The sequence below is a fragment of the Pseudomonas sp. NyZ201 genome, from assembly GCF_049860765.1.
In the GTDB taxonomy this organism is placed as follows: Bacteria; Pseudomonadota; Gammaproteobacteria; order Pseudomonadales; family Pseudomonadaceae; genus Aquipseudomonas; species Aquipseudomonas bharatica.
Genome location: NZ_CP187557.1, coordinates 2,697,932 through 2,720,880, shown reverse-complemented (window position 1 = coordinate 2,720,880; position 22,949 = coordinate 2,697,932). Strand labels below are relative to the sequence as shown.

General features: G+C 65.2%; 16 protein-coding genes and 2 pseudogenes. 4 read left to right on the top strand and 14 right to left on the bottom strand.

The genetic code is table 11. From position 1 onward, the window contains the following. Position 1: 1 nt before the first annotated feature. Positions 2–601, bottom strand: a pseudogene (locus ACPFMA_RS12060) (GNAT family N-acetyltransferase); the annotation flags it as partial. 201 nt (positions 602–802) lie between these two features. Between ACPFMA_RS12060 and ACPFMA_RS12055 the strand changes: the two are divergent. Further along, a complete protein-coding gene (locus tag ACPFMA_RS12055) occupies positions 803–1,933 on the top strand; it encodes a sensor histidine kinase (RefSeq protein WP_425930279.1) in 1,131 nt (376 codons plus the stop codon). A gap of 71 nt (positions 1,934–2,004) precedes the next feature. Here ACPFMA_RS12055 and ACPFMA_RS12050 read toward each other — a convergent pair whose 3' ends face one another. The 3 genes from ACPFMA_RS12050 to ACPFMA_RS12040 all read right to left on the bottom strand — a co-directional run bounded on the left by ACPFMA_RS12050 (position 2,005) and on the right by ACPFMA_RS12040 (position 5,175). Then, positions 2,005–2,430 carry an anti-virulence regulator CigR family protein gene (locus ACPFMA_RS12050; protein ID WP_420056631.1) on the bottom strand — a complete coding sequence of 142 codons (426 nt, stop codon included), beginning with the start codon at positions 2,428–2,430 and terminating at the stop codon, positions 2,005–2,007. Positions 2,431–2,498: 68 nt separating this feature from the next. Next, positions 2,499–3,662 (bottom strand): FAD-binding oxidoreductase, encoded by a 1,164-nt coding sequence (locus ACPFMA_RS12045; RefSeq protein WP_420056632.1) that lies wholly within the window; start codon positions 3,660–3,662, stop codon positions 2,499–2,501. Continuing rightward, on the bottom strand, positions 3,655–5,175 hold the full coding sequence (locus ACPFMA_RS12040; protein WP_425930278.1) for a phytoene desaturase family protein: 1,521 nt from the start codon (positions 5,173–5,175) through the stop codon (positions 3,655–3,657). Before ACPFMA_RS12040 ends, ACPFMA_RS12045 begins: the two co-directional genes overlap by 8 nt. A gap of 191 nt (positions 5,176–5,366) precedes the next feature. Between ACPFMA_RS12040 and ACPFMA_RS12035 the strand changes: the two genes are divergently transcribed. After that, positions 5,367–5,996, top strand: a complete 630-nt coding sequence (locus ACPFMA_RS12035; RefSeq protein WP_425930277.1) for a TetR/AcrR family transcriptional regulator — start codon at positions 5,367–5,369, stop codon at positions 5,994–5,996. A 37-nt stretch (positions 5,997–6,033) separates the two neighbouring features. Here ACPFMA_RS12035 and ACPFMA_RS12030 read toward each other — a convergent pair whose 3' ends face one another. From ACPFMA_RS12030 to ACPFMA_RS12015, 4 genes are all read right to left on the bottom strand, one after another. Continuing rightward, on the bottom strand, positions 6,034–7,260 hold the full coding sequence (locus ACPFMA_RS12030; RefSeq protein WP_425930276.1) for a multidrug effflux MFS transporter: 1,227 nt from the start codon (positions 7,258–7,260) through the stop codon (positions 6,034–6,036). After that, positions 7,257–10,379: an efflux RND transporter permease subunit gene (locus tag ACPFMA_RS12025; RefSeq protein ID WP_425930275.1), complete on the bottom strand. Its 3,123-nt coding sequence runs from the start codon at positions 10,377–10,379 to the stop codon at positions 7,257–7,259. The genes ACPFMA_RS12030 and ACPFMA_RS12025 overlap by 4 nt, the downstream gene beginning before the upstream one ends. Next, positions 10,376–11,482 (bottom strand): efflux RND transporter periplasmic adaptor subunit, encoded by a 1,107-nt coding sequence (locus ACPFMA_RS12020; RefSeq protein ID WP_425930274.1) that lies wholly within the window; start codon positions 11,480–11,482, stop codon positions 10,376–10,378. The genes ACPFMA_RS12025 and ACPFMA_RS12020 overlap by 4 nt, the downstream gene beginning before the upstream one ends. 79 nt (positions 11,483–11,561) lie before the next feature. Then, a complete protein-coding gene (locus tag ACPFMA_RS12015; RefSeq protein WP_064301453.1) occupies positions 11,562–12,176 on the bottom strand; it encodes a TetR/AcrR family transcriptional regulator in 615 nt (204 codons plus the stop codon). 91 nt (positions 12,177–12,267) lie between these two features. Here ACPFMA_RS12015 and ACPFMA_RS12010 point away from each other — a divergent pair, with 91 nt between their 5' ends. Beyond that, positions 12,268–13,746, top strand: a complete 1,479-nt coding sequence (locus ACPFMA_RS12010) for an efflux transporter outer membrane subunit (protein ID WP_425930273.1) — start codon at positions 12,268–12,270, stop codon at positions 13,744–13,746. Positions 13,747–13,949: 203 nt separating this feature from the next. Here the strand turns inward: ACPFMA_RS12010 and ACPFMA_RS12005 are convergent, their stop codons facing one another. From ACPFMA_RS12005 to ACPFMA_RS11980, 6 genes and pseudogenes are all read right to left on the bottom strand, one after another. Beyond that, positions 13,950–15,803, bottom strand: coding sequence for a DUF1302 domain-containing protein (locus ACPFMA_RS12005; protein WP_425930272.1), 1,854 nt, complete (start codon positions 15,801–15,803; stop codon positions 13,950–13,952). 183 nt (positions 15,804–15,986) lie between these two features. Then, a complete protein-coding gene (locus tag ACPFMA_RS12000) occupies positions 15,987–17,171 on the bottom strand; it encodes an acetyl-CoA C-acyltransferase (protein ID WP_420056639.1) in 1,185 nt (394 codons plus the stop codon). A 21-nt stretch (positions 17,172–17,192) separates the two neighbouring features. Beyond that, positions 17,193–17,627: an acyl-CoA thioesterase gene (locus tag ACPFMA_RS11995; RefSeq protein WP_420056640.1), complete on the bottom strand. Its 435-nt coding sequence runs from the start codon at positions 17,625–17,627 to the stop codon at positions 17,193–17,195. Between the two features lie 2 nt (positions 17,628–17,629). Then, positions 17,630–18,794: pseudogene (locus ACPFMA_RS11990) on the bottom strand (iron-containing alcohol dehydrogenase). A gap of 42 nt (positions 18,795–18,836) precedes the next feature. Further along, positions 18,837–20,624, bottom strand: coding sequence for an acyl-CoA dehydrogenase C-terminal domain-containing protein (locus ACPFMA_RS11985; RefSeq protein ID WP_425930271.1), 1,788 nt, complete (start codon positions 20,622–20,624; stop codon positions 18,837–18,839). Next, entirely contained in the window at positions 20,621–21,859 is a 1,239-nt protein-coding gene (locus tag ACPFMA_RS11980) for a 3-hydroxyacyl-CoA dehydrogenase NAD-binding domain-containing protein (RefSeq protein ID WP_425930270.1), read from the bottom strand. The genes ACPFMA_RS11985 and ACPFMA_RS11980 overlap by 4 nt, the downstream gene beginning before the upstream one ends. A gap of 101 nt (positions 21,860–21,960) precedes the next feature. On the opposite strand from ACPFMA_RS11980, the gene ACPFMA_RS11975 reads away from it, so the two are divergent. Then, on the top strand, positions 21,961–22,866 hold the full coding sequence (locus tag ACPFMA_RS11975) for a LysR family transcriptional regulator (protein ID WP_064304351.1): 906 nt from the start codon (positions 21,961–21,963) through the stop codon (positions 22,864–22,866). Positions 22,867–22,949 lie beyond the last annotated feature (83 nt).

Here is a 22,949-nt window from a genome sequence, read left to right as displayed (position 1 = left end):
TTTTTTCTCGGGCTTCGTGGTTAGGGCGATACATCAAATAGGCTTCACCGGTTACGCCCAGCATCGGGTGCGGAACGATCTGGCAGGTTTTGACAATCTGGAACCCGTGACGCTCGTAGAAGCGGCGCGCACCGTGGTTTTCTGCATAATCGATCAGGCATAGCCCATCCAGGCCAGCGTCCTCGGCGCGTTGCTGGGCGTGGCGAAGAAACTGGACGCCCAGCCCCTGGCTGCGCCAGGCCTCATCCAGGGCCAGGCTGGATATATACAAGGTGCCGGGTATTTCCATGTCGGAATAAGGGGCGAGGACCGGATCTGTCTCGACCGGCCTGTCTGGGATCTCGCGCAAGGCATAGCTATGCATCATGCCGATGACACGCCCTTCGAAAGTGGCCATCAGGCAGTTCTTGTAGGAAAAGTCGCCCTGCTCCCTGGCATAGCGAGACGCACCGACATCCAGCAAGGTTTCTCCAGGCGCGGCAAGCTTGCTCCATATGTAATCGGCCATGCCTTCGGATGTCAGTTGAAAGAAGCGCGCAATGTCGTGCGCGTCCGAGGCTTGAGCGGGTCTGAAGTCGACGCGCATGTACGGTGCTCCCATGGAATCGGGTGGTTGGTTTTCAAGGATTACGCCTTTGCCGGGGTGGCAGGGTAGGCGGTTTGAAGGGTGACCATCATGCTCCGGGCGAACACTGTCGGCACCGTGTGCGACGTTGCACGATGCTCAAACACGCGTGGTGAGCCAATGACATGTGGGCTAGGCTTTTCGGCGCCTTTTTTCAAGAACAGGGGTCGCCCTTCCATGAGATTGTCCGATTTCATCGAAAACGACATGGAGATGATTCTCCAGGCGTGGGAGAACTACGCTCGCTCGGTTGAAACAGAGCAGCCGAAGCTGGACTCGATCGGCTTGCGCGATCATGCCGAAATGATGCTGCACACGGTGGTCGCCGATATGCGAACCGCACAAACCCGGCACCAGCAAGCCGAGAAGGCCCAGGGAAGAGGCCCCACGAGTTCAAGCGATACCGCCGCGCAGACCCACGCAGTCGCGCGCTTGATAGCCGGGTTTTCCATGGATCAACTGGTGTCCGAATACAGGGCACTGCGCGCAAGCGTATTGGCGCTCTGGCTGGAGCAGGAGACGTTCGCAGACCCGCATCGGGTCCAGGACATGATCAGGTTCAACGAGGCAATCGACCAGGCGCTGGCAGAGTCGATCGCGGCCTATGGATCGGCCGTCGAGTCAACCCGGAAAACGGTGCTGGCAGTGCTAGGCCATGATCTGCGCTCCCCGTTGGGCGCGATCCTCATGGCTGGCGAGCTGATCCAGCGGCAACAGGGGCTGGATGAGAAAGGCATGGACCTGGCGGCGCAGGTCTGTGTCAGCGCGCGCCGCGCAGACGCCCTGATCAGGGACCTGCTGGATCTGGCTCGCTGCAACCTGGGTAGCGGTATTCCAGTGGACCTGCAGAGCGCAGAGTTGAACCCGATCTGCCGCGCTGTGATTGCCGAGCTACGCACCGGGTTTCCGCATGCCAGCATCGTTCTCGATGAGCAGGCCCATGTAACCGGTCGATTCGATCCGGAGCGCATCGCCCAGGTGTTCACCAACCTGATTGGCAACGCCCTTCGGCATGGCGACTCCACGGCCCCGATCAAGATCACCATAGCCGAGGCACAGGGCGTTGCGCGGGTCAGCATTCATAACGAGGGAGAGCCTATTGCGCCGGAGGTGATGCCCTATATCTTCAAACCGGAAGGTCGGTATTCAAGCTATTCATCCGGTGAGCGGGGCTCGGCGGCGGGGCTCGGCCTGGGGCTGTTCATCGCGGCGGAGATCGTCGCAGGGCACGGCGGCAGGATCGAAGTGGAATCGACCGAACAGGACGGCACCCTTTTCGCGGTGATTTTCCCTTCTTTCGCAGAGTGATCGCACCTCGTCACCCGCTGCAGCCTGGGCGACGGGTGCGCCACTTTACGGCTTGCCCAGGGCTGGCGACCTCAATCCAGCACGTTATGCAGCACCTCGTAGATGAGACCCGACGCAATGGCCACCAGCAACAGGTCAGTGCCAGCCTGCTGCCACTCATAGCCATCGTAGTGAGGAAGTCGTCCAACCAGCCTGCCGTCCAGCTTCCTGGCGATTCCGGGCGGGAGCGGTTTGCCGCGTGCCAGGTTTTTCTGGATCCCTGGCGGTAGCGCGGAGCCCGGGTTCCAGTAGGCACGATTGTCGTTAAGTATGACCCGCACCCCGCCCAGGTCGACGGCAGGCCCTGCGTGCCAGTCGCTGCCGTTGCCTTGATGCCCCTGGTTGCCGTGTTGACCACCCTTGTCATGGCCTTTTCCTTTTCCGGGGTCTGCCAGCAGCATCGGGCTTATCCCCATTACCAACGAGAGCGCTACGGCGAGATTCAATCTGGTTCCCATGCGTGCATCCTCCAATCAGCTATCCAGACAGAGCCTAGCCAATCGCGCCGCAAGCGCAACGCGGCGACTCACAACAGCACTTCGATATCACCCGTGGGAAAGGCCACGCAGGAATAAATCCAGCCGAAATCGCGGTCGGACGTGCGCAGGCGCGCCTCCTGGGGGTTGAACACGGTGCCCGCCACCAGCTTGACCCGGCACAGGCTGCACTCGCCCGAGCGGCACGCGTTCTCGGCGAAGTAGCCATTGCGTTCCAGGGCGTTGAGCAGCGGTTCGCCGACCTTGCTGCGGAACCTGCCCCTGCCCTGCACCGTTATCTGCACCTCGTCGTCCAGGCTGACGCCCTGCGGCCAGCCATGCTGCTCGTCCGGCGCCTTGGGCGCACCGTTGGCCTCCACGCGAATGCGCCTGCGGGCCACGCCCAGCTCGCCCAGCAGGCTGACGCAACTGTCGTTGAACGGGGTCGGGCCGCAGATGTAGAACATCCGGTTGCCGATCTCGCCCAGCAATTCCTGGAGCATGCTCCGGCTCAGGCGGCCGCTGCGGCCGGTGTAGCCGGCGGGAGGCCGCGAGATCACTTCGCTGAGGGTGAAATGCTCGTGACGCCGGGCCAGTTCGCGTAGCTCATCGGCGAAGATCACGTCATCCACATGGCTGTTCAGGTAGATCATGTGCAGGCGCTGCGGCAGCCCGCGATCGAGGATATTCAGGAGGATGCTGCGCGCCGGCGCCGCGCCGGAGCCACCGGCCAGGAACACCAGGTCGTCGCCATGAAACAGCGGGTTGTGATGGAAAGTGCCCATCGGCCCGGAACTGCTGAAGCCCTGCCCCACCTGCGCGTGGTCGAGCAGGTAGTGGGAAACGAAACCGCCCCGGGCGCGCTTGACGGTCAGGTCGTAGTGCATGCGCTGCACCGGCGACGAGGATATGGCGTAGGGCCGGGCCGTGTGCACGCCGTCGATCTCGACGAACAGGTTGATGTACTGGCCGGCCTGGAAGGGCGGCAGCGCCTGGCCATCGGCCGCCACCAGACGCAGGGTCCTGGTGCTTGGCGTATCCTCGATGATCGCGGCAACCCGCAGGGCCAGGCGCTTGGGATGCAGTTGCACCACGGTGCTGCCGACCTCGCCGCGCACCTCCTGGAAATCGCTGCCGCTCTGCTCCAGCGCCAGCTTGGCCGCGGCCGCCTCCGGGTAACCGGCGATCAGGTTCAACGCATTCTGTTCAGACATGTTCGGACTTCCTGGCCTTCAGTTGCTTGAGTACGGCGCGGGCGGTGGATTCGCCGGCCATGTAGGTTGGCTGGAAGCCGCCCATGGTGGTCCAGGCGCCGGCCATGTACAGGCCCGGCACCGCATCCAGCCGTTCGCGCAGCAGCGCCGAATCCTGGGCACTCTGCTGGAAACCGTAGATGGCCCCGCCCGGCGTGTTGAGGTAGCGCATCATGGTCAGCGGCGTAGCCACTTCTACCTCCTCGATGTACTCGCGCACCTTGGGGTAGACCTTCTCGATCACCGCGATCAGCTTTTCGGCGAACTCATACTTGGTTTGCGCGTAGCGCTCCGGGGATACCGACTTCCATACCTCGCCGTACTGCAGGCAAACCAGTACCACCTGGCTTTTGCCCGCAGGCGCGGCGCTCGGGTCTTCCAGGTTGTAGCAGGTGAGCATGCCGCCCAGCGGCGGCTCCAGGCTGCCCATGCGCGCGTGGATCTGCTCCTCGTCGAGGGTCTCGTAGATAAAGCTGGAGGCGGTGGTCACCCCCAGTTCCTCGGGCGTGCAGTCCAGGCCCAGGTAGATGACGAACGCCGAGGTGCCCATGCGTCGCGACTTGAAGTCCTGGCGGATCTTCGCCGGCGGGCGCTCCAGGTCGAGCAGTTCATTGAAGGTGATCAACGGGCTGGCGTTGGAGACCACCGCATCACAGTCGATCCGTTCGCCGCCTTCCAGGCTTACGCCACGGATGCGCCCGTCCGCGGTATGGATCTGCTCCACGCCGCAGTTGAAGCGAACCTCGCCGCCCGCTTCGAGGAAGGACTCCACCAGCGCGCTGGACATGGCCTGGGAGCCGCCCTTGATATGCCAGGGTTTGAACACCGCGTAGGCGTAAAGCATGGTGGCCAGGTCGGCGAACGGCAGCATGCTCGGCGCCACGCCGAGGTAGAGCCAGTAGGTGGCGAGGATATTCTTCAGCCTGGCGTCGGCGAAGAACTCGTCCAGCACCTCGCGGGCCGGACGGAAGCCATAGCGCAAGTAGTAGGGGCACATCGACCTGAGCATCGCCTCGCTGTTGGCGCGCGAAGCCTGCGGCAGGGTCATGAAGCTTTCCAGGGTGACCTTTTCGCACACCAGCATGAAGCGCTCGATGGCCTCACTTTCGGCCGGGTACATCGACTGCAGCAGGCGCCGGATGCCCGACCAGCTGGCCGGCAGGGTGACGTCCAGCTCCCCCGGCACCACCAGGCGATACAACGCGTGCTCCTGGATGAACTCGACCTTGTCCATCACCCCCAATTGCTCGAAAAACCTGCGCATCACGAACGGCTTGTCCTCGGTACCCAGGCCGCTCAACTGATGCAGCGCCACCTCGAACTCGAAGTTCCCACGCACGAAGGACGTGGCGCAGCCACCCGGAATATTGTGCCGCTCCACCAGCAGCGTGCGGCTGCCGCCGCGCTGCAGCGCAGTCGCGGCGGTCAGCCCGGCGTTGCCGGCGCCAATCACCACGGCGTCGTAGTGCTTCATGCTTCACCTCGAACTTATCAGCGCTAAGATTTAAGTGCAAAAAAAGGCTTCGGCCGTTCGTAACGTGAAGCCATGGCGTACCACAGGGAGCAATGTTAACGATGCTAAGATCGAATCTTATCATCGTCAAGATACTTTCGAATGCTAAGATCACGGCGCTTCGAAACCCACAGGATCAAGGCCTTCCCCACATGACCAAGTCTTCCCAGCGAGCCCGCGACACCTACCACGTAGGCAACCTCGCGCCGCAGCTTCTCGACGCCGCGCGACACATGCTCGAAGAAGTGGGACCGACCAAATTGTCGCTTCGCGCGGTATCGGAGCGGGTCGGGGTAAGCTCGACGGCCGCCTATTACCACTACGCCAACCGCGCCGAACTGATTGGCCATCTGGCAGCCCAGGGTTTTCGCGAGCTGGGAACGGCCCTGCGCAAGGGCGATCAGGGCCAGGCTGGCCTGCAGAAACTGCGTGAGGCCAGCCTGGCCTATTTCAGCTTCGCCCGCGCCAACCCGGCGCTCTATCAGTTGATGTTCGGGCCCGAGCTGGGCGGCGACGCAATGCCGGTGCAATACCGTGAAGCCCGGGACGAAGCCTTCGGCGAACTCAAGCGCATCATTGCCGAAATCCTCTCCCAGGACATCGGCAGCGCCGACGTTCGCCGCGCCGCCCTGGCAGGCTGGTCGTACACCCACGGGCTGGCTTCGCTGGTGATCCACGGCGTGTTGCAATTCCCCGCCGACATCACTGACGCGCGCTTCGTCGACAGCACCCTGCTGGGCTTCGAACACCTGTTCAGGTCCGGGGATGCAGGCCGTGCCTGACCGGGCCTTTGCCCCCTTTGACCTCGGCGTTGCGAGGTTAACCGCGTCTACTCGAAAAGAACGTCACCAGTGCCACGGCGCACACCGTCGCCTGGATAGCCCCCAGGGTCAGCACCGGCGGGTATTCGAGTACCGATCCCAGCCAGGTGGTGATCGCCGCGGCGCCCATGGTCAAGAAGCCGAGCAATGCGGACGCCAGGCCCGCTTCCTTGCCGAACGGACCCATGGTGATGGCCGTGCCCAATGGATTCGCAAGGCCCATGCCCCAGAGAAAAATCACCATAGATAGCGAGTACCAGCCCAGGCCGGGGTTCTTCGGCCCGATAAGCAACAGGGCCCCGGCCAGCAACGCCGTGGCGAGCCCCAGGGTAGTGATCGTTCGGCTGCCAAAACGGTGGGCCAGTCGCGGGGCCGCCAGGCCGGCAGCGAAGACGACGAAAACAGTGGCAGCGAAGTAGAGACCCGCTTGCAACGAAGACAGGCCCATCCCGCTCATCAGAATGGCCGGCGCGGCGGCGAACGAGGCAAACAGACCGCTCATCAACAGGCTCACCGAGGCGGCCGGAAGAATGAACCTGCCATCGCAGAGCAGCCGGCCATAAGCCGACAGCACGCTCGCTGCCGATAGCGCCGTGCGGCGTCCAGGCGGCAAGGTTTCGCCAAGGCCGCGGGCGTAGAACCAGGCGATCAGGACAGCGGCTACCCCGACCATCACGAAGATCGCCCGCCATCCCATGGCGGTGGTCAACAGGCTGCCAAGCAGCGGCGAAAACCCGGGGGCCGCGGCAGTCGCGATCATCGTCAGCGACAACGCACGCCCCAGGGTTTCGCCGTCGAACAGATCGCGGGCAATGGCCCGCGCCAGCACGGCTGCGGCGCACACCCCCAACGCCTGTATGACACGCCCGGCAATCAGCACATCCAGGGTGCCGGCAACGCCTGCGACCAGTGTGCCGATCACGAACAGGGCCAGCCCTCCCAACACGAACCTCTTGCGCCCGTAGTGATCCGCCAGCGGCCCCACCAGCAATTGCGCGAACGCGAAGGTGATGAAGAAACTGGAGAGGGTCAGCCCCAATTCGCGGGAAGTAACGCCCAGCTCCCGGCCGATTTCCGGGAACGCAGGAAGGATGATGTTGGTAGACAGCACGCTGATCGCCGACAGGCACGCCAGCAAGGCGACGAGCCTGCCCGTCAGTATCGGGCTGCCCCGGGGAGGCGCCAGGCCATCGAGCGCTACGGACTGGTTCTGCAGATCGGTCATTGCACACTCCTGGTTTCGCTGTACGTGCGTCGTTCGGCTTCGGGCTTGCGCTTCGGCGGCGTGATATCGCGGCCGATCCTGAACCAGATGGAGTACATCGCGGGCAGGAACACCAGGGTCATGATGGTGCCGACGAATGTCCCGCCGATCAGGGTGTAGGCCAGCGTGCCCCAGAACACCGAATGGGTTAGCGGAATGAAGGCGAGGATGGCCGCCAGCGCGGTCAGCAGGACGGGTCTGGCCCGCTGTACCGTAGCCTCCACCACGGCATTGAACGGGTCGAGCCCGTCGCGCTGGTTGTGGTGGATCTGCCCGATCAGGATCAGCGTGTTGCGCATCAGAATGCCCGACAGCGCGATCAGGCCCACCAGGGCATTGATGCCGAACGGTTGCTGGAACAGCAGCAGAACGGGCACCACCCCGATCAACCCCAGCGGCGAGGTGAGGAACACCATGACCATGGCCGAGATCGAGCGTACCTGCACGATGATGATCAGCAGCGTCAGGGCGATCATGATCGGCAGCAGCGGCAGGATCGCCCGGCTGGCCTTGCCCGACTCCTCGATGGAGCCGGCCATTTCGATACGGTAGCCGGCCGGCAAGGTCGCGATGATCGGTTGCAACGTCGTCCAGATCGCCGCAGACACGTCTGGCGGCTGCAACCCTTCGGCAATATCGCCCCGTACGGTGATGGCAGGCGTGCGGTCACGGCGGCGCAGGATGGGATCTTCCATGCGCACATCGACTTCGCCGACCTGCGATAGCGGTATGCGCTGGCCAGCCGAGCCTACCAGGGTGAAGCCTTCGATCTTCGCGGGATCAAGGCGAATCGCCCCGGCCGCGCGACCGACCACCTGCACCGAGCGGATGTCCTCGCGCACCGAGGTGATCGGCACGCCGCTGAGCAGGAATTGCAATTGTTGCGCGACCGCACTGGACGTCAGGCCCACCGCCTGCAGGCGATCCTGGTCCAGCGAAAAATGCAGCGTTGGTACCAACGGGCCCCAGTCGGCGTTCACCGTGCGCATCATCGGGCTGGCCTGCAGAACCTCCTCCACGCGCGCAGCGATCTGGCGCAACTGCACAGGGTCGGGCCCCATCACCCGATACGCCACCGGGTAAGGCGAATACGGGCCGAACACCAACTGCGTGACGCGCACCCTGGCCTCGGGCGCCAGCCCTTGCGCGGCGGCTTCGCGCAGACGCAACTTGAGGGCTTCACGGGCCTCGGGGCTGCCTGTCAGCACCACGATCTTGGCAAACGACGGATCGGGCAGCTCAGGTGCCATGGCCAGGAAAAAGCGCGGCGGGCCCTGGCCGATGTACGAGGTGACGATCCTGGCTTCTTCTTGCTCGCGCAGCCAGGACTCGACCTTGATCGCGGTGGCGGTGGTCTGTTCGATGGAGGTGCCGTAGGGCATCTGCAATTCGACCAGCACCTCGGAGCGGTCGGAGGTCGGAAAGAACTGTTTCTTCACCAGCCCCATGCCGAGCACGGCCATGACAAACAGGCCGATGACCGCAGCCGCCACCAGCCATTTATGGGCGATGACCTGCGCCAGCAGGGTGCGAAAACGGTTGTAGTGGCGGGTGTTATAGATAGCTGCATGGCCGCCTTCGACCCGCTTGATGTTCGGCAACAGCTTCACGCCCAGGTACGGGGTAAACGCCACCGCCACTATCCAGGAGGCGATCAGGGCAATGCCGACGATCCAGAACATGTTGCTGGTGTATTCACCCGCCGTGGACTGCGCGAATCCGTTGGGCATGAAGCCGATGGCGGTGACCAGGGTCCCGGAAAGCATCGGCGCGGCGGTGTGGCTCCAGGCGTAGGCCGACGCCTTGAAGCGGTCGTAGCCCTCCTCCATTTTCACCACCATCATTTCGATGGCGATGATGGCATCGTCTACCAACAGGCCCAAGGCAAGAATCAGTGAACCCAGGGTGATGCGGTCAAAATTCTTGCCGGTGGCCGCCATCACCACGAACACGATGGCCAGCGTCAAGGGTACGGCCGCGGCAACCACCACACCCACGCGCCAGCCCATGCTGAGGAAGCACACCAGCATCACCACCAGCAGCGCGACGAAGAACTTGACCATGAATTCATCGACCGACGAGGTGATGTTGACGGCCTGATCCGTGACCTTGGCCAGCGTCATGCCCAGCGGCATGGCCTCGTTGATACTCGCCGTCTCGGCGTCCAGCGCTGCGCCGAGATCGAGGCCGTTCCAGCCCTCGCGCATCACCACGCCCAGCAGCAATGCCGGTTCGCAGCCGTTGCGAACCAGGAAGGTGGCCGGGTCTTCATAACCGCGCTCCACGCTTGCCACATCGGAAAGCTTCAGCGTGCGCCCTTGCACGGCAATCGGGGTTTCACGGATCTTCGCCAGTTCGTCGAAGGCGCCATCCAGGCGCACCACCACCTGCGGCCCGCTGGTTTCGACAGCACCAGCGGGGGTCAGCGCGTTCTGGCTGTTGAGGGCAGCGAAGATGTCCTGCGGCGTCACCCCCAGCGTTGCCAGGCGATCATGGGAGAAGGAGACGAAAATCCGCTCGGCCTGCTCGCCGATGATGCTGACCTTCTTGACCCCCGGCACGTGCAACAGGCGCTGGCGCAGCGACTCGGCGTCACGCACCAGTTGCCGCTGCGGTTCGCCCTTGGCCTTGAGCGCGTAAAGCGCGAAGGTCACATCCGAGAACTCATCGTTGATCATCGGCCCGATCACACCCGCCGGCAGCGCCCTGGCTTCATCGCCGAGCTTCTTGCGCGCCTGGTAGAACTCCTCCTGGACTGCCGACGGCGGCGTTCTGTCGAGCAGCGACACCATAGTGATCGCCAGCCCCGCGCGGGTGAAGGTTTCACTGCGGTCATACCAGCGCAGCTCTTGCATGCGCTTTTCCAGCGGTTCGGCGACCTGATCCTGCATCTCCCGGGCGGTAGCGCCTGGCCAGGCGGTGATGATGGTCATCTGCTTGACGGTAAAGGGCGGGTCTTCCGCCCGGCCGAGCTTGAAGAACGCCAGCGTCCCGGCCGCTGCGATCAACAGGATCAGGAACAGCGTGATGGAGCCCTCGCGCACGGCAAGGGCCGACAGGTTGAAACGCTGCTGGCTCATGGCTGGACCCCGGCGACCGATGCCCCAGCCATTTGCGCCAACAGTACCTCTTCGCCTTCACGCAGCAGGTGCGCGCCCAGCGCCACCACCTGTTCGCCTGCGTCGAGGTTGCCGGCGACACGCGCCGCATCATCACTGATGCCCAACACCCGCACAGGCCGCCAGGAGACCTTCGCCGGCTCTCCGGCGATCACCCAGACGCCGGTGCCGCTACCCGGATCGTAAAGCGCGGCGATGGGCACTCGCAGTACCTGGTCTACGGTTTTTTCCTTGGCGATGTTCAGGGTAATGGTCGAACCGAGCGGCGCGTTCGCCAGCGCACCGTCGAGCACATACCTGGCTTCGAACGTGCGGGTGGTGCCGTCAGCGGCCTCGGAGAGCAAACGCAGCCTGGCGGTAACCGCGGGGCCGCTGTTGCCATACAGGATCGCCTGGGCAGTGGAGCCCGGCACCGGGCGCAAGGTTTCGGGAAGGTGCACGACGGCTTCGCGCTGCCCGGCGCGTGCCAATTGCACCACCGGTTGCCCGGCACTGACCACCTGGCCGGGCTCGGCCAGGGTGTCCATCACCACGCCGTCGGCATCGGCCAACAGTACCGCGTAGCCGGTGGCATTACGCGCCACATCCGCCTGGGCTTGCGCCGCGCTGAGCTGGGCCTTCGCCGCGTCGGCGGCGGCCTTGATCCGATCGTAGGTCGATGCCGATACGGCACCTTCCGCAACCAGACCGCGATAACGGGCCTCGTCATCGGCCGTCTGGCTGGCTCTCGCCCGGGCGGCCGCCACGGCCTCCTGCTGCGCGCGCGCCTGCAGTTGCAGGTCGACAGGATCGAGGCGCATCAGCGGCTGGCCGCGCCTGACCGTCTCCCCGGTGTCGACCAGGCGCTCGAGCACCTTGCCCGAAACGCGAAAACCCAGATCGCTCTGGGTCCGTGCGACAACCACGCCGGTGAACGAACGGGGAGCATCGACTGCTCGCTCGACCGCCGCCGTCCTGACCACGGGCGGCTTCGTACGGGCGTCTTTGCTGACGGAGGGGTCGCCGCACGCCACCAGGACGAAAGGCAGTACGCAAACGGCGAAAGCTGCTGGCTTGAGGCGCATGGGGTTCCGGGCTCATGGACTATGCAAGAACCCCATTCTTTTTCTAGTGACCAATATTGTCAATAGTCACTAACGAAACCTATGGCGCCAGGCTGCGCAATATCAGTGCCGGCAAATGCGCCGCAGCCTCCGAAACGGTGTCGAGGTTGTACTGCAATTGAGCGGCGTTCACGTAGGGGCGCAGGATCAGGAAGATCGCGTTGGCAGCCTCGTCCAGCGGTGTCTTGCGCTCGAATTCACCCGCCTCGCGGCCATCGACCAGGATCTGCTGGATGATCGCGCGGATACGCAGCTCGTGTGCCTGCACCGACGGCCATTGATCACGGGAAGCAACCGCCGCGATGTCATAGAGCTTGCGGTCATGGAAGAACAGATCGCTGCCGGCCTCGGAAATAGAGCGGAATAGACGCCTCAGCTTCTCGGAAGCCGTCGGTGCCTGGTCGATCGCGGCGTTGACGATTTCCATGATCATGGCCAGCCGGTTCGAGCAGATCACCTCGCCAATAGCCTGCTTGGAGTCGAAGAACTTGTAGATGTAGGCCTTGGAAAAGCCGATCGCCTTGGCCAGGTCGGAGACGGTGGTCTTCTCGTAACCGTAATGCCCGAAATGCCGGGTGGCCGCCTCGATGACCTGGTCGCGGACATCATGGTCCTGGGGGCCACGCGTGGAGGGTGTACTCATGTTTTCATTCATTCCTGCAGCTTAGCTCCTCGGTGAGCCGATTGACAGCAAGTGACCAATATATAATATGGTCACACCTTATATCTCGCTTGAGAGTAACGCCATGCCTCCCTTCCGTATTCTTGCTCTCGTGGTGAGCACCAGCGTGGTTGCAGGTTGCGCGGTCGGTCCGGACTATCAGCCAGCGGATCCTCCCCTGCCCGGCAGGTATCTCGGCCAGTCCGCCGTCGAGCAACGCTCAGCGACTGGACACGCCGATTTTGCTCGATGGTGGGACGGTTTTGGCGACCCCTTGCTAAGCAGCCTGGTCGCCCAGGCATTGGAGCAAAGCCTTGATATAGCACAGGCTCAGGCCCGCCTTTCCCAGGCTCGTGCCGACCTCGGCGCAGCCAACGCCGCGCTGCTGCCCTCCGGCACTGTCCAGGGGCAAGCCGCACGCGCCTACCAGTCGGTGGAAACCCCACTGGGCAGGGTGCTCGATTCAACACCGGGCTACGACCGCTATGGTAATAGCTATGAGGCCAACCTCGAAGCGAGCTGGGAGCTGGATGTGTTCGGCGGCCTGCGCCGTGACCGGGAGGCAGCCCGGGCCGAGTACCAGGCGTCCGAGGCTGGCGTGAGCGCCACCCGACTGGCCATCGCCGCACAAACTGCGGACATCTACACCACCATTCGCGGCTTGCAGGCCCGCCTCGACATCGCCGAGCGGCAGGTCAAGACCCAGGAGGACTTGCTGGCCAAGGTTCGCCTGCTGCACAGCAGAGGCCTCGCCGCCGAGTACCAGATCCATCAGACCGAGGGCGAGCTGTCGCAGGTTCGGGCAAGCGTACCGGTGCTGCAGTCCAGGCTGGATGCTGCCATGAATGCGCTCGATGTGATACTCGGCACGCCGGCGGGTACGCATCGCGAGGCGCTGTCTGCGGCCGGGGCGATTCCACGCGCGCCTCAGGTTTCGGACATCGGCTCGCCGGCCGATCTGCTGCGCCGACGCCCCGACCTCATCGCGGCCGAACGGCGGCTCAAGGCCGCCAATGCGCGGATCGGCGTTGCAGTCAGCGAGTACTACCCCAGGTTTTCCCTGGGTGCGCTGATCGGCAGCGCCACCACCTCCGGCGGCCATCTGTTCGGCGGCGGCGCCAGCCAGTCGGCGGGGCTGCTGGGACTGCGCTGGAGGCTGTTCGACTTCGGCCGGATAAATGCCGAGATCGACCAGGCCAAGGGACAGCGGGCGCAAGCGCTCGCAGCCTATGCACAATCGGTGCTGCGAGCCGGTGAAGACGTCGAGAACGCGTTCTCGGCACTGGTCAACCGGGAAGCCCAGGCAGCAACGCTGGCCGCTGGTGAAACCTCGCTGGACAGCGCCAGGCGGTCAGCATTCATCGCCTACCAGAACGGTACTGCCAGCCTGATCGAAGTGCTCAATGCCGACCAGACGCTGCTGCGAGCATCTGACGCGCGGGCTCAGGCGCAAGCGGCGTCGGCACGGGCTGCCATCGCCGTCTTTCGTGCATTAGGCGGTGGCTGGAGCGCGGGGCATCTGGTGGCCACTAGGCGCACGCCGGAAGATCTTCACCGCCCTTGAGATCGAGCGCCGCGCGGGCGGCGCTCGATCTGGAGAACGCTGAAGATCTCCCGGCATGCGCCTGGTGGCCATAACGCGGTTCTCTGACGGGCACCTCGCAGCCACTGCGATTCAGAGAAGATGTGCAGATCCCCATGCCCATCGCTGGCAAGCCAGCTCCCACAAGATCGCGCCCACCCTTGAACCTGCGCTGCTGAGTTGCACTAGAAATTGGCCCCCACGCTGAACGCGACATAATCACGGTCACCGCGGACGCCATAATCGCCGTCGAGGTAATCGGTATAGACAAGGCTCGCCCAGTACTGACCGGCCAACGAGACGTCGATACCCAGGCTGATCGAGCGCGAACCTTCGTTGAACGCCGAGCTGTCGGCAGGGGCGTAGCCTTTCACGTCGTGGGCCCAGGCGAGGCTGGGGCGGATATCCAGGCCCGGCACCAGGCCCGGGTAGCTCCAGGTAGCGCGCAGCCGATAGCCCCAGGAAAACGGCGTGACAAAGCCTTCGCCGTTGCAATCGCCAGGGCTTTTCGAGATCGCCAGGCACTGGTCGTTGTCGGCCAGTTCGCCATTGCCGTAGGCGCCGGAGCGGCCGTAGCGCGGCCCGAAACGCCCCTCCAGCCCGCCGACCCAGGTGGCCCCCACTTCGCCCATCAGCACCAGTTGGTTGGCACCCATGACCTGGCCGAGCGCCTGCACCGCCGAAACCTGGGCCTGGGTCACCTCCTTGCGCCGGTAACCGTCGAACGCCGTAGTGTCGGTCGGCGGGCGCAGGCCGTCGGCGTTCAGCGGGCTGCGCCCGGGGGCATTGAGCAAGGATTGCAACACGTCGTTGCCATTGAGCTGGACCGGCACATTCGGCCGGTAGCTGAGTTCCCCTTGCACGGCGACGCCACTGCGCAGGGTAGTGGCAAAGGTCAGGCCGTACAGGCGGATATCCTCGGGGTATTGCGCCCGGTATTGCGCGGTGCCCATGCGCAGTGCGCCGACCAGGGTCTGCCCGTTACCCGAGGCCAGGAACGCGCCGCAGTTGGCCAACGCCACACCGACATTGGCGCAGAGCTCACCGGCAAAACCGCCGTTGGCGTAGTAACGGCTGCTGACCGTGCCCAGGTAGGGGGTACGGCTGTGGTAGTTGGCGGCGAACAGGCCAAGTTCGGTGTCCAGGTGCTCGACGTACCAGTGCAGCGACAGTCCCCATTGGCCGCCGTCGCGAGCACTCTCGTCGCTGCCGCGGGGCACGCGCACGCCCTCCTCCGTCAACGTCACGCCGAAGGCTGCCAGCGCCTGCGAAACCAGCGGATTGGTCACCATCTGCCCGCCGACATCCAGGCCCTGACAACCCTCGGGCATGAAGTCGTTGCCGGAGAAGAAGGTGGCGCAGTTGTCCAGCCGGGACTGGTCCCAGTCAAGCTGGTAGAAGGCGTCCAGCGATAGCGCCTGGTTAAGGTTCTGGGTAACGTACACCAGGTTGACGGGGACCAGGGCGTCTTTCACCTCGGCACCGGGGCGGCGCAGTGCAGCCTGGTTGAACGGGTTGATCACGTTCAGCCCGCCCTGGATGAACAGGCTCTCCCCCCAGTTGACCACCTGCCTGCCCAGGCGCAGCGAGCCGGGCTCACCATGGATGTCGTAGAGGCCATAGGCGAAGGCATCGAGCAGTTCCGCGCCCGCGGTTTTCGCCGAGACCTGGCGATTGCGGTCGTCGATGTCCACTGCCCGCTGGCTGTGGTCACGTTGCGCGGTGTCGTACCAATAGGTGCCGCGCAGGAATACACCGAGGTTGTCCCGGCTCAGTTCCAGGTCATGGGTGCCTTTGAAAATGACGGAGAACACGTCGCCGGCGCGGTAGTTGCGCCGCCCGTCATTGCCATTAGCAGCCTGCAACTGCTGTTTGTCGGGGTTGGCGGTGCTGACGGCGGCGCCCATGGAGAGCGCCGAATCGAAGTGCCCCTGCAGAGTAGCGAATTCGAATTGCGCCCCGGTGGCCGGGGTAGCAAGCAGGCAGCACAGGGCCGCCAGCGGCGCACGGCGCCGGCAGAAAACAAGGATTGCGCTCACACTTGACCTCTTATTGTTTTATTAGAGAGGAAAATGATGGGTTCAGCGCGGACGCGCCGGCCGCCCAGGCCGGCGGTGTCGGTGAGGAGGAGTATCAGGGAGGTGCAACGGCGCTCACAAATAGCGTCTTCGGATCAATGCCATGCCGATTCGTTATGGCTCGGCATAGGCTCAAAGCTGCGCTCAAAGCACCTCGAACAACGCGGCAGCGCCCATGCCGCCGCCGACGCACATGCTCACTACCACATAGCGCACCTTGCGCCGGCGGCCTTCGAGCAAGGCATGCCCGACCATGCGTGCTCCGCTCATGCCGTAGGGGTGCCCGATCGCGATGGCCCCGCCATTGACGTTGAGGCGGGCCGGATCGATACCCAGGTGTTGTGCGCAATACAGCACCTGGCAGGCGAAGGCTTCGTTGATCTCCCACAGGCCGATGTCCTCGACCTGCAGCCCATGCCGCGCCAGCAGGCGCGGTATCGCCAGCACCGGGCCGATGCCCATTTCCTCCGGCGCCAGGCCGACGACCGCCATGCCCCGGTAGAGTCCCAGCGGCTGGCACCCTGCGCGGGCCGCCCGGGCGCCACTCATCAGCACGCAGGCACTGGCACCGTCGGATAACTGGCTGGCGTTGCCGGCGGTCACGCATCCGCCTTCTATCACCGGTTGCAGTGCCTCGAGATCTTCCAGGCGGGTCTGCGGTCGGTTGCCCTCGTCCCGGGCCAGATGCACGCTTTCGCGACTTTCAAGGCCGCTGGCCTTGTCGACGACCTTGCGCTGCGCCGTGACCGGCACGATCTCGTCGGCGAACAGCCCGGCGGCCTGCGCGGCGGCCGTGCGTTGCTGCGACAACAAGGCGTAACGGTCCTGTGCCTGGCGATCGATGCCGTAACGCCTGGCAACATGCTCGGCGGTTTGCAGCATGGGCATATAGGCGTGCTCGCACAGGCGCCGGACCGTGGCGTCCTGGGCAGCGTTGGCGGCCTGCATGTGCGCCTGTTGCACCAGGCTGATCTGCTCCTGGCCAGCGCCGACCACCACCTGCATGCCCTCCCCGCGGATCTGCTGGGCGCCGATGGCGATGGCCATCAAGCCCGAGGCGCACTGCCGGTCGATGGTCTGCCCTGCCACCGACAGCGGCAGGCCGGCCGCCAGGGCGGACAGGCGCGCCGGGTTGATCGCGGCGGTACCGCTTTGCATGGCGGTGCCCAGCACCAGGTCCTCGATTTCCGCAGGTTCGATGCCCGCGCGCTCGACCGCAGCGCGGATGGCAATGGCACTCATGCTCGGCGTGGTGAGGTCGTTGAAGGCGCCGCGCCAGGCCTTGGCAATTGGCGTACGCGCGGTGGATACGATGACGGCGTCTTGCATGGAACGCTTCTCCTTGGACAGTCACGCCGGCAACAGGCGCTCGTAGGCGCTGCGCAGCCGGTCGGGAATGGCGACCGGGCGGTTGTCGCGCCGATCGACGAAAACATGGGTGAACCGGCCGGCCGCGCAGGCTTGCACTGCGCCCTCGGCGAACACGGCCAGGGCGTACTGCACCGAGCTATGGCCCAGACGCTCGACGGCGATGCCGACCTCGATACGCTGCGGAAAGGCCACGGCAGCGAAATAGTCGCAGGCAGACCCGGCCACGTAGGCCACCACCGGGTCGCGATGGATATCCAGGCCAGCCTGCTCGATCAGCCAGGTGTTCACGGCCGTGTCGAAAAAGCCGTAATAAACGACGTTGTTCACATGCCCATACAGGTCGTTGTCGTGCCAGCGCGTGGTGATCGGCTGGAAAAAACGGTAGGCGCCGCGCAGCGGGCGTTCCCTGGCCATGTTCAGAACGCCGCCTGGTAGAGCGCCAGGGCATCGGCGAGGGCCACCTTGCGCGGGTTGTTGACCAGCAAGCGTTGCTGTTGCAGCGCATCCTCGGCCAGCAGCGCCAGGCTGTGTCGCGGCACGCCGACATCACGCAGCCGGCTGGGCAGCCCGCAGCGGGGGTACCAGTTGTTCCAGCTCGTCGATGAACTGGTTGCACAGCTCGTGCGGGTCGCCGGGCACCAAGCGCTCGCCCAGCAATGCCGGGGCCAGCGCAGCGTAATCGGCGAATGCCTCGCGGCGGTTGAAGCGCAGCACATGGGGCAGCATCAGTGCGTTGGCCAGGCCATGGGGCACGTGATAACGCGCGCCCAACGGATACGCCAGCGCATGCACCGCCGCCACCGGGGCATTGGCGAACGCCTGGCCGGCCAGGCAGGCGCCCAGCAACATGGCCTGGCGCGCCTCCAGGTTGCCACCGTTGTGCACCGCCTGATGGATGTTGCCCGCCAACAGCGCCAGGGCTTCACGGGCCAGCAGGCTGGACAGCGGATTGCGTTTGAACTGGCTGGTGGTGGCTTCGATGGCATGGACCATGGCGTCGATCCCCGTCGCAGCGGTGCTGGCCGGGGGCAGGCCCAGCGTACGCTCGGCGTCGAGCAGGGCCAGGTCGGGCAGCAACAGCGGTGAAATCACCGCCATCTTGGCTGCCTCGCCGGTGGTGATCACGGCGATGGGCGTCACCTCCGAACCGGTCCCGGCCGTGGTCGGTACCTGGATCAGCGGCAGGCGCTGGCCCTTGGCCTGATTGATCCCGTACACCCCGTCCAGGGTCTGGTCGCAGTCGGGATGGGCCAGCAGCGCCACCAGCTTGGCCACATCCATGGAGCTGCCACCGCCGAAACCGACGATCAGTTCCGCGCCGATATGCCGGGCACGGGCCACGGCGGCCAGCACGCAGGCATGGCCGGGGTCGGCGTTGACCTCGCTGAAGATCGCCACGCTCAGGCGCGCCTGGGTGAACCCCGGCAACAGATCATCGAGCATGCCCAGGCTGACGATTCCCGGGTCGGTCACGATCAGTACGCGGCGCACGTCGCGCTGCTGGCACAGCTGCGCCAGGCGCCCGGCGGCGCCGGGCTCGCACAGCAGATGGGCGGTGGTGCTGAAGCTGAAAGGCTGCATGTTCGGGTTCCTCTTGTTCTTGTAGGTGAACCGCCGTAAGGGTCAGAAGGCGAAGTGCGCCTCATCCAGGCTCATCAGGCTCCGGGCGCCGCCGCGCAAGGCCTCGCCGTGGGCAGCGGCGCGCGGCAGCAGGCGCCGCCAGTAGAAGTCGGCGGCGTGCAGCTTGGCCTGGTAGAAGGCGCTCTCTTCACTGCCTGCCGCCAGTGCCGTGGCGGCCGTTTCGGCGGCCCGCAGCCACAGCGAGGCGAGCAGCACGTAGCCCGAGCAGGCGAGAAAATCCACCGACACCGCGCCGATTTCCTGCGGGTCGCAGCGGCAGGCGTCGAGCACCTCCGCGCTCAGGTTGCGCCACTCCTCAAGGCGCTCGGTGACGGCCCGGGCCATGCCGGCAAGCGACTCGGTGCGGCAGCCATGAGCCCATTCGAGCAACTCATCGATCAACAACCTCAATTGTTCGCCACCGTCGCCGAGTACCTTGCGCCGCACCAGGTCGAGCGCCTGGATGCCGTTGGTGCCTTCGTACAACTGGGTGATCCGGCTGTCGCGCATCAACTGCTCCATGCCCCATTCGCGGATGTAGCCGTGCCCGCCATACAGTTGCACGCCGAGGCTGGCGACCTCCTGGCCGACATCGGTGAGGAAGGCCTTGACGATGGGGATCAGCAAGGCCGCCCGGCGCCCGGCAGCCGCCTGCACTTCAGGCTGCGCGGCGCCGTGTTCCAGGTCCAGCGCCTGCGCCGCAAAGGCCGCCAGCATGCGGCAGCCCTCGCTGAGGGTCTTCTGGGTCAACAGCATGCGCCGCACATCAGGGTGGACGATGATCGGGTCGGCATTGCGATCGGGTGCTGCCGGCCCGGCCAGGCTGCGGCACTGCAGGCGCTCGCGGGCGTAGGCGAGCCCGCCCTGGAACGCTGCCTCGGCGATGCCCAGCCCCTGCAGCCCCACCTGGAAGCGCGCGTCGTTCATCATGGTGAACATGCAGGCCAGGCCCTGGTTGGCCTCGCCCACCAGCCAGCCACGGGCCCCATCGAAGTTCAGCACGCAGGTCGCCGCCCCCTTGATGCCCATCTTGTGTTCGAGCGCGCCGCATTCGACGGCGTTGCGCGCACCCAGGCCGCCACCCTCGGTGCTTTCGAACTTGGGCACCAGGAACAGGCTGATGCCACGCACGCCGGCCGGCGCATCCGGCAGGCGGGCCAGTACCAGATGGACGATGTTATCGGTCAGGTCCTGGTCGCCGCCGCTGATGAAGATCTTGCTGCCGCTGATGCGGTAGCTGCCATCGCCCTGGGGTTCGGCGCGGGTGCGCAGCAGCGCGAGGTCGGTACCGGCCTGCGGCTCGGTCAGGCACATGGTGCCGGCCCACTCGCCGCTGACCAGGCGCCCCAGGTAATCGCGCTTGAGCGCGGCGCTGCCGTGCCGGTGCAGCGCCAGCACCGCGCCCTCGGTCAGGCCGGAATAGATCCGGAACGACAACGAGGCGCCCATCAGCATTTCATGGAAGCAGGCCGCGACCATTTGCGGCAGGCCCTGGCCGCCGTATTCCAGCGGCCCGGTCATGCCGGCCCAGCCCTGCGTTACATAGTGTCGATAGGCATCGCGGAAGCCGTCGGGGGTGCGCACCGTGCCGTGCTCCAAGCGGCAGCCTTGCTCATCGCCCTGGCGGTTCAGCGGCGCAACGACCTCGCCGGCAAAGCGCGCGCCTTGTTCGAGGATGCCATCGAGGGTTTCACGGTCCAGCTCATTGCCCAGGCGGGCACAGTGGGTGCTGGCGTCGAACACTTCATGCAGGACGAACTGCATGTCACGCAAAGGGGCACGGTAGTTCATGCGCGGCCCTCGCGGACGTCGGCCAGCTGTTTGCCCTCGGCCACCAGGCGCATCAGCAGCCCGGCCGGGCGCCAGTGCTCGCCGAACAGGCCCTGCAAGCGTTCCAGTCGCGCCAGCAGCAGGCTCAAGCCTTGTTGGTCAGCCCACTGCATCGGCCCGCCGAGCGCCGCCGGGAAACCATAGCCATGCAGGTACACCCGATCGATGTCGGCACTGCAATCGGCCACCGACGCCTCGAGTATCTTCGCCCCTTCGTTGACCAGCGCCAGCAGGCAGCGCTCGCGGATTTCCTCGTCGTCGATCGCACGCCGGTGCACGCCGAGGCCCTGGGCCACCTTGAGCACCAGGGCATCGACCTCGGGATCATGCTCGGCTTCGCGGCTGCCGGGTGCGTAACGGTAGTAGCCCTGGCCGCTTTTCTGCCCGAAGCGCCCCTGCGCGCACAGGGCGTTGTCGACCTGCACCAGGGGCGCCTCCATGCCTGTGCCGGCCAGTTGGCGGGCACGCCATTCCAGGTCGATGCCGACGACGTCGTACATGCGGAACGGCCCCATGGCCATGCCGAATGCCTGGAGCGCCTCGTCCACCTGGCGGGGCGTGGCGCCTTCGAGCAACAGCTTGCGCGCTTCGGCGACATAGGTGGCCAGCATGCGGTTGCCGATGAACCCCGGACAGTTGCCGGCCACTACCACTTCCTTGCCGATGCGCTGCCCGAGGGCCCGGGCGGCGTCGATGACGGCGGGCGAGGTGCGTGCACCGCGCACCACTTCCAGCAGCTTCATCACATGGGCGGGGCTGAAGAAATGCAGCCCCAGCACCTGTTCGGGCCGACCGGTGACGGCAGCGATGGCGTCGATGTCCAGGGCCGAGGTGTTGCTGGCAAGAATGGCCTGGGCGTTGAGCGTGCGATCCAGGGTGCGGAAGATGTCCTGCTTGAGCACCAGGTTCTCGTACACCGCTTCGATCACCAGGTCGACGTCGGCCAGATCGGCATAGGCGCCAGCCGCGCGTACCCGCGCCAGACAAGCATCGGCCTCGGCCTGGTCGATGCGGCCCTTGGCCACCTGCTGCGCCCAGGTCTGCGCGAGCATCGCCAGGCCGGCTTCGGTGGCGCTGGGGTCGTTATCCAGCCACAGCACCGGAAGGCCTGCGCGGGCCAGGCTGATAACGATGCCGCGGCCCATGGTGCCGGCGCCGATCACCGCCGCCTGCCGTACGTTGAAGGGAGTACTCACGGATAAGGCTCCTGATTGTTGTTGTTAAGGGCATTGCCCCCACCCTAGTCAGGCGCCTACTATTTTTGAAATTCTAATTTTCCATTCCATGTATTTTTCACATGAATATTTCCAACTTCGATCTCAACCTGCTGCGCGTGCTGGACATGCTGTTGCGCGAACAGAACGTGTCCCGTGCTGCCGAGCGCCTGGCCCTGACCCAGCCGACCGTGAGCAACGCCCTGGCACGCCTGCGCGACCTGCTCGGCGATCCGCTGCTGGTACGGGTGGGCCGGAGCATGCGCCCCACGCCGCGCGCCCTGGCCCTGGAAGGCCCGATCCGCGCAGCGCTGCAGCAGATAGAGCAAACCCTCGGTGGCGCTGACAGCTTCGATCCGCAGCTCAGCCACCGGCAATTGCGCATCGCCCTCACCGATTTTGCCGAACAGCTGTGCATGCCGCGCTTGCTGGTGACCCTGCAGACCCAGGCGCCGCATCTGCGCGTGGACGTGCAGCACCTGATGCCCAGCCTTCCCGCCGAAGCGCTCGACCGTGGCGAACTCGACCTGGTGCTGGGGCGCTTCGATGAATTGCCGGCGCGCTATGAACGGCGCCACTGGCGCAGCGAGACCTTGCGCGTGGCGCTGCGCCAGGGCCACCCGGACGTCGAGGGTGCGCTCGATTTGCAAACCTTCCTCGGCCTGCGCCACCTATGGGTGCACGGCGGCCAGACCCGTGGCATGGTCGATCAATGGCTGGCGGAACAGGGCCTGGCCCGGCGCATCGTCTACACCACGCCCAACTACCTGCAGGCAGCGCACCTGGCCGCCAGCTCCGACCTGTGCGTGGTGCTGCCCACTGCCCTGGCCGTGCATTTCGCCCGGCTGCTGCCGCTGCAACTGTTCGACCTGCCGTTCGCCCTGGAGCCCTTCCAGCTGGAGCTGGTGCACCTTGCCCATCGCCAGCACGATCCGGCCCTGGCCTGGCTGGTGGAACGCATCATGGAGATCGGGGCCAGGCCCGCCTGAGCCATCGCATTGCGGCATGGGCCGCCATGCAAGAGTGGTATTGGTTCGGCGAGGAACTCTGTCCTTAGAGTGTTCGCCCCCAG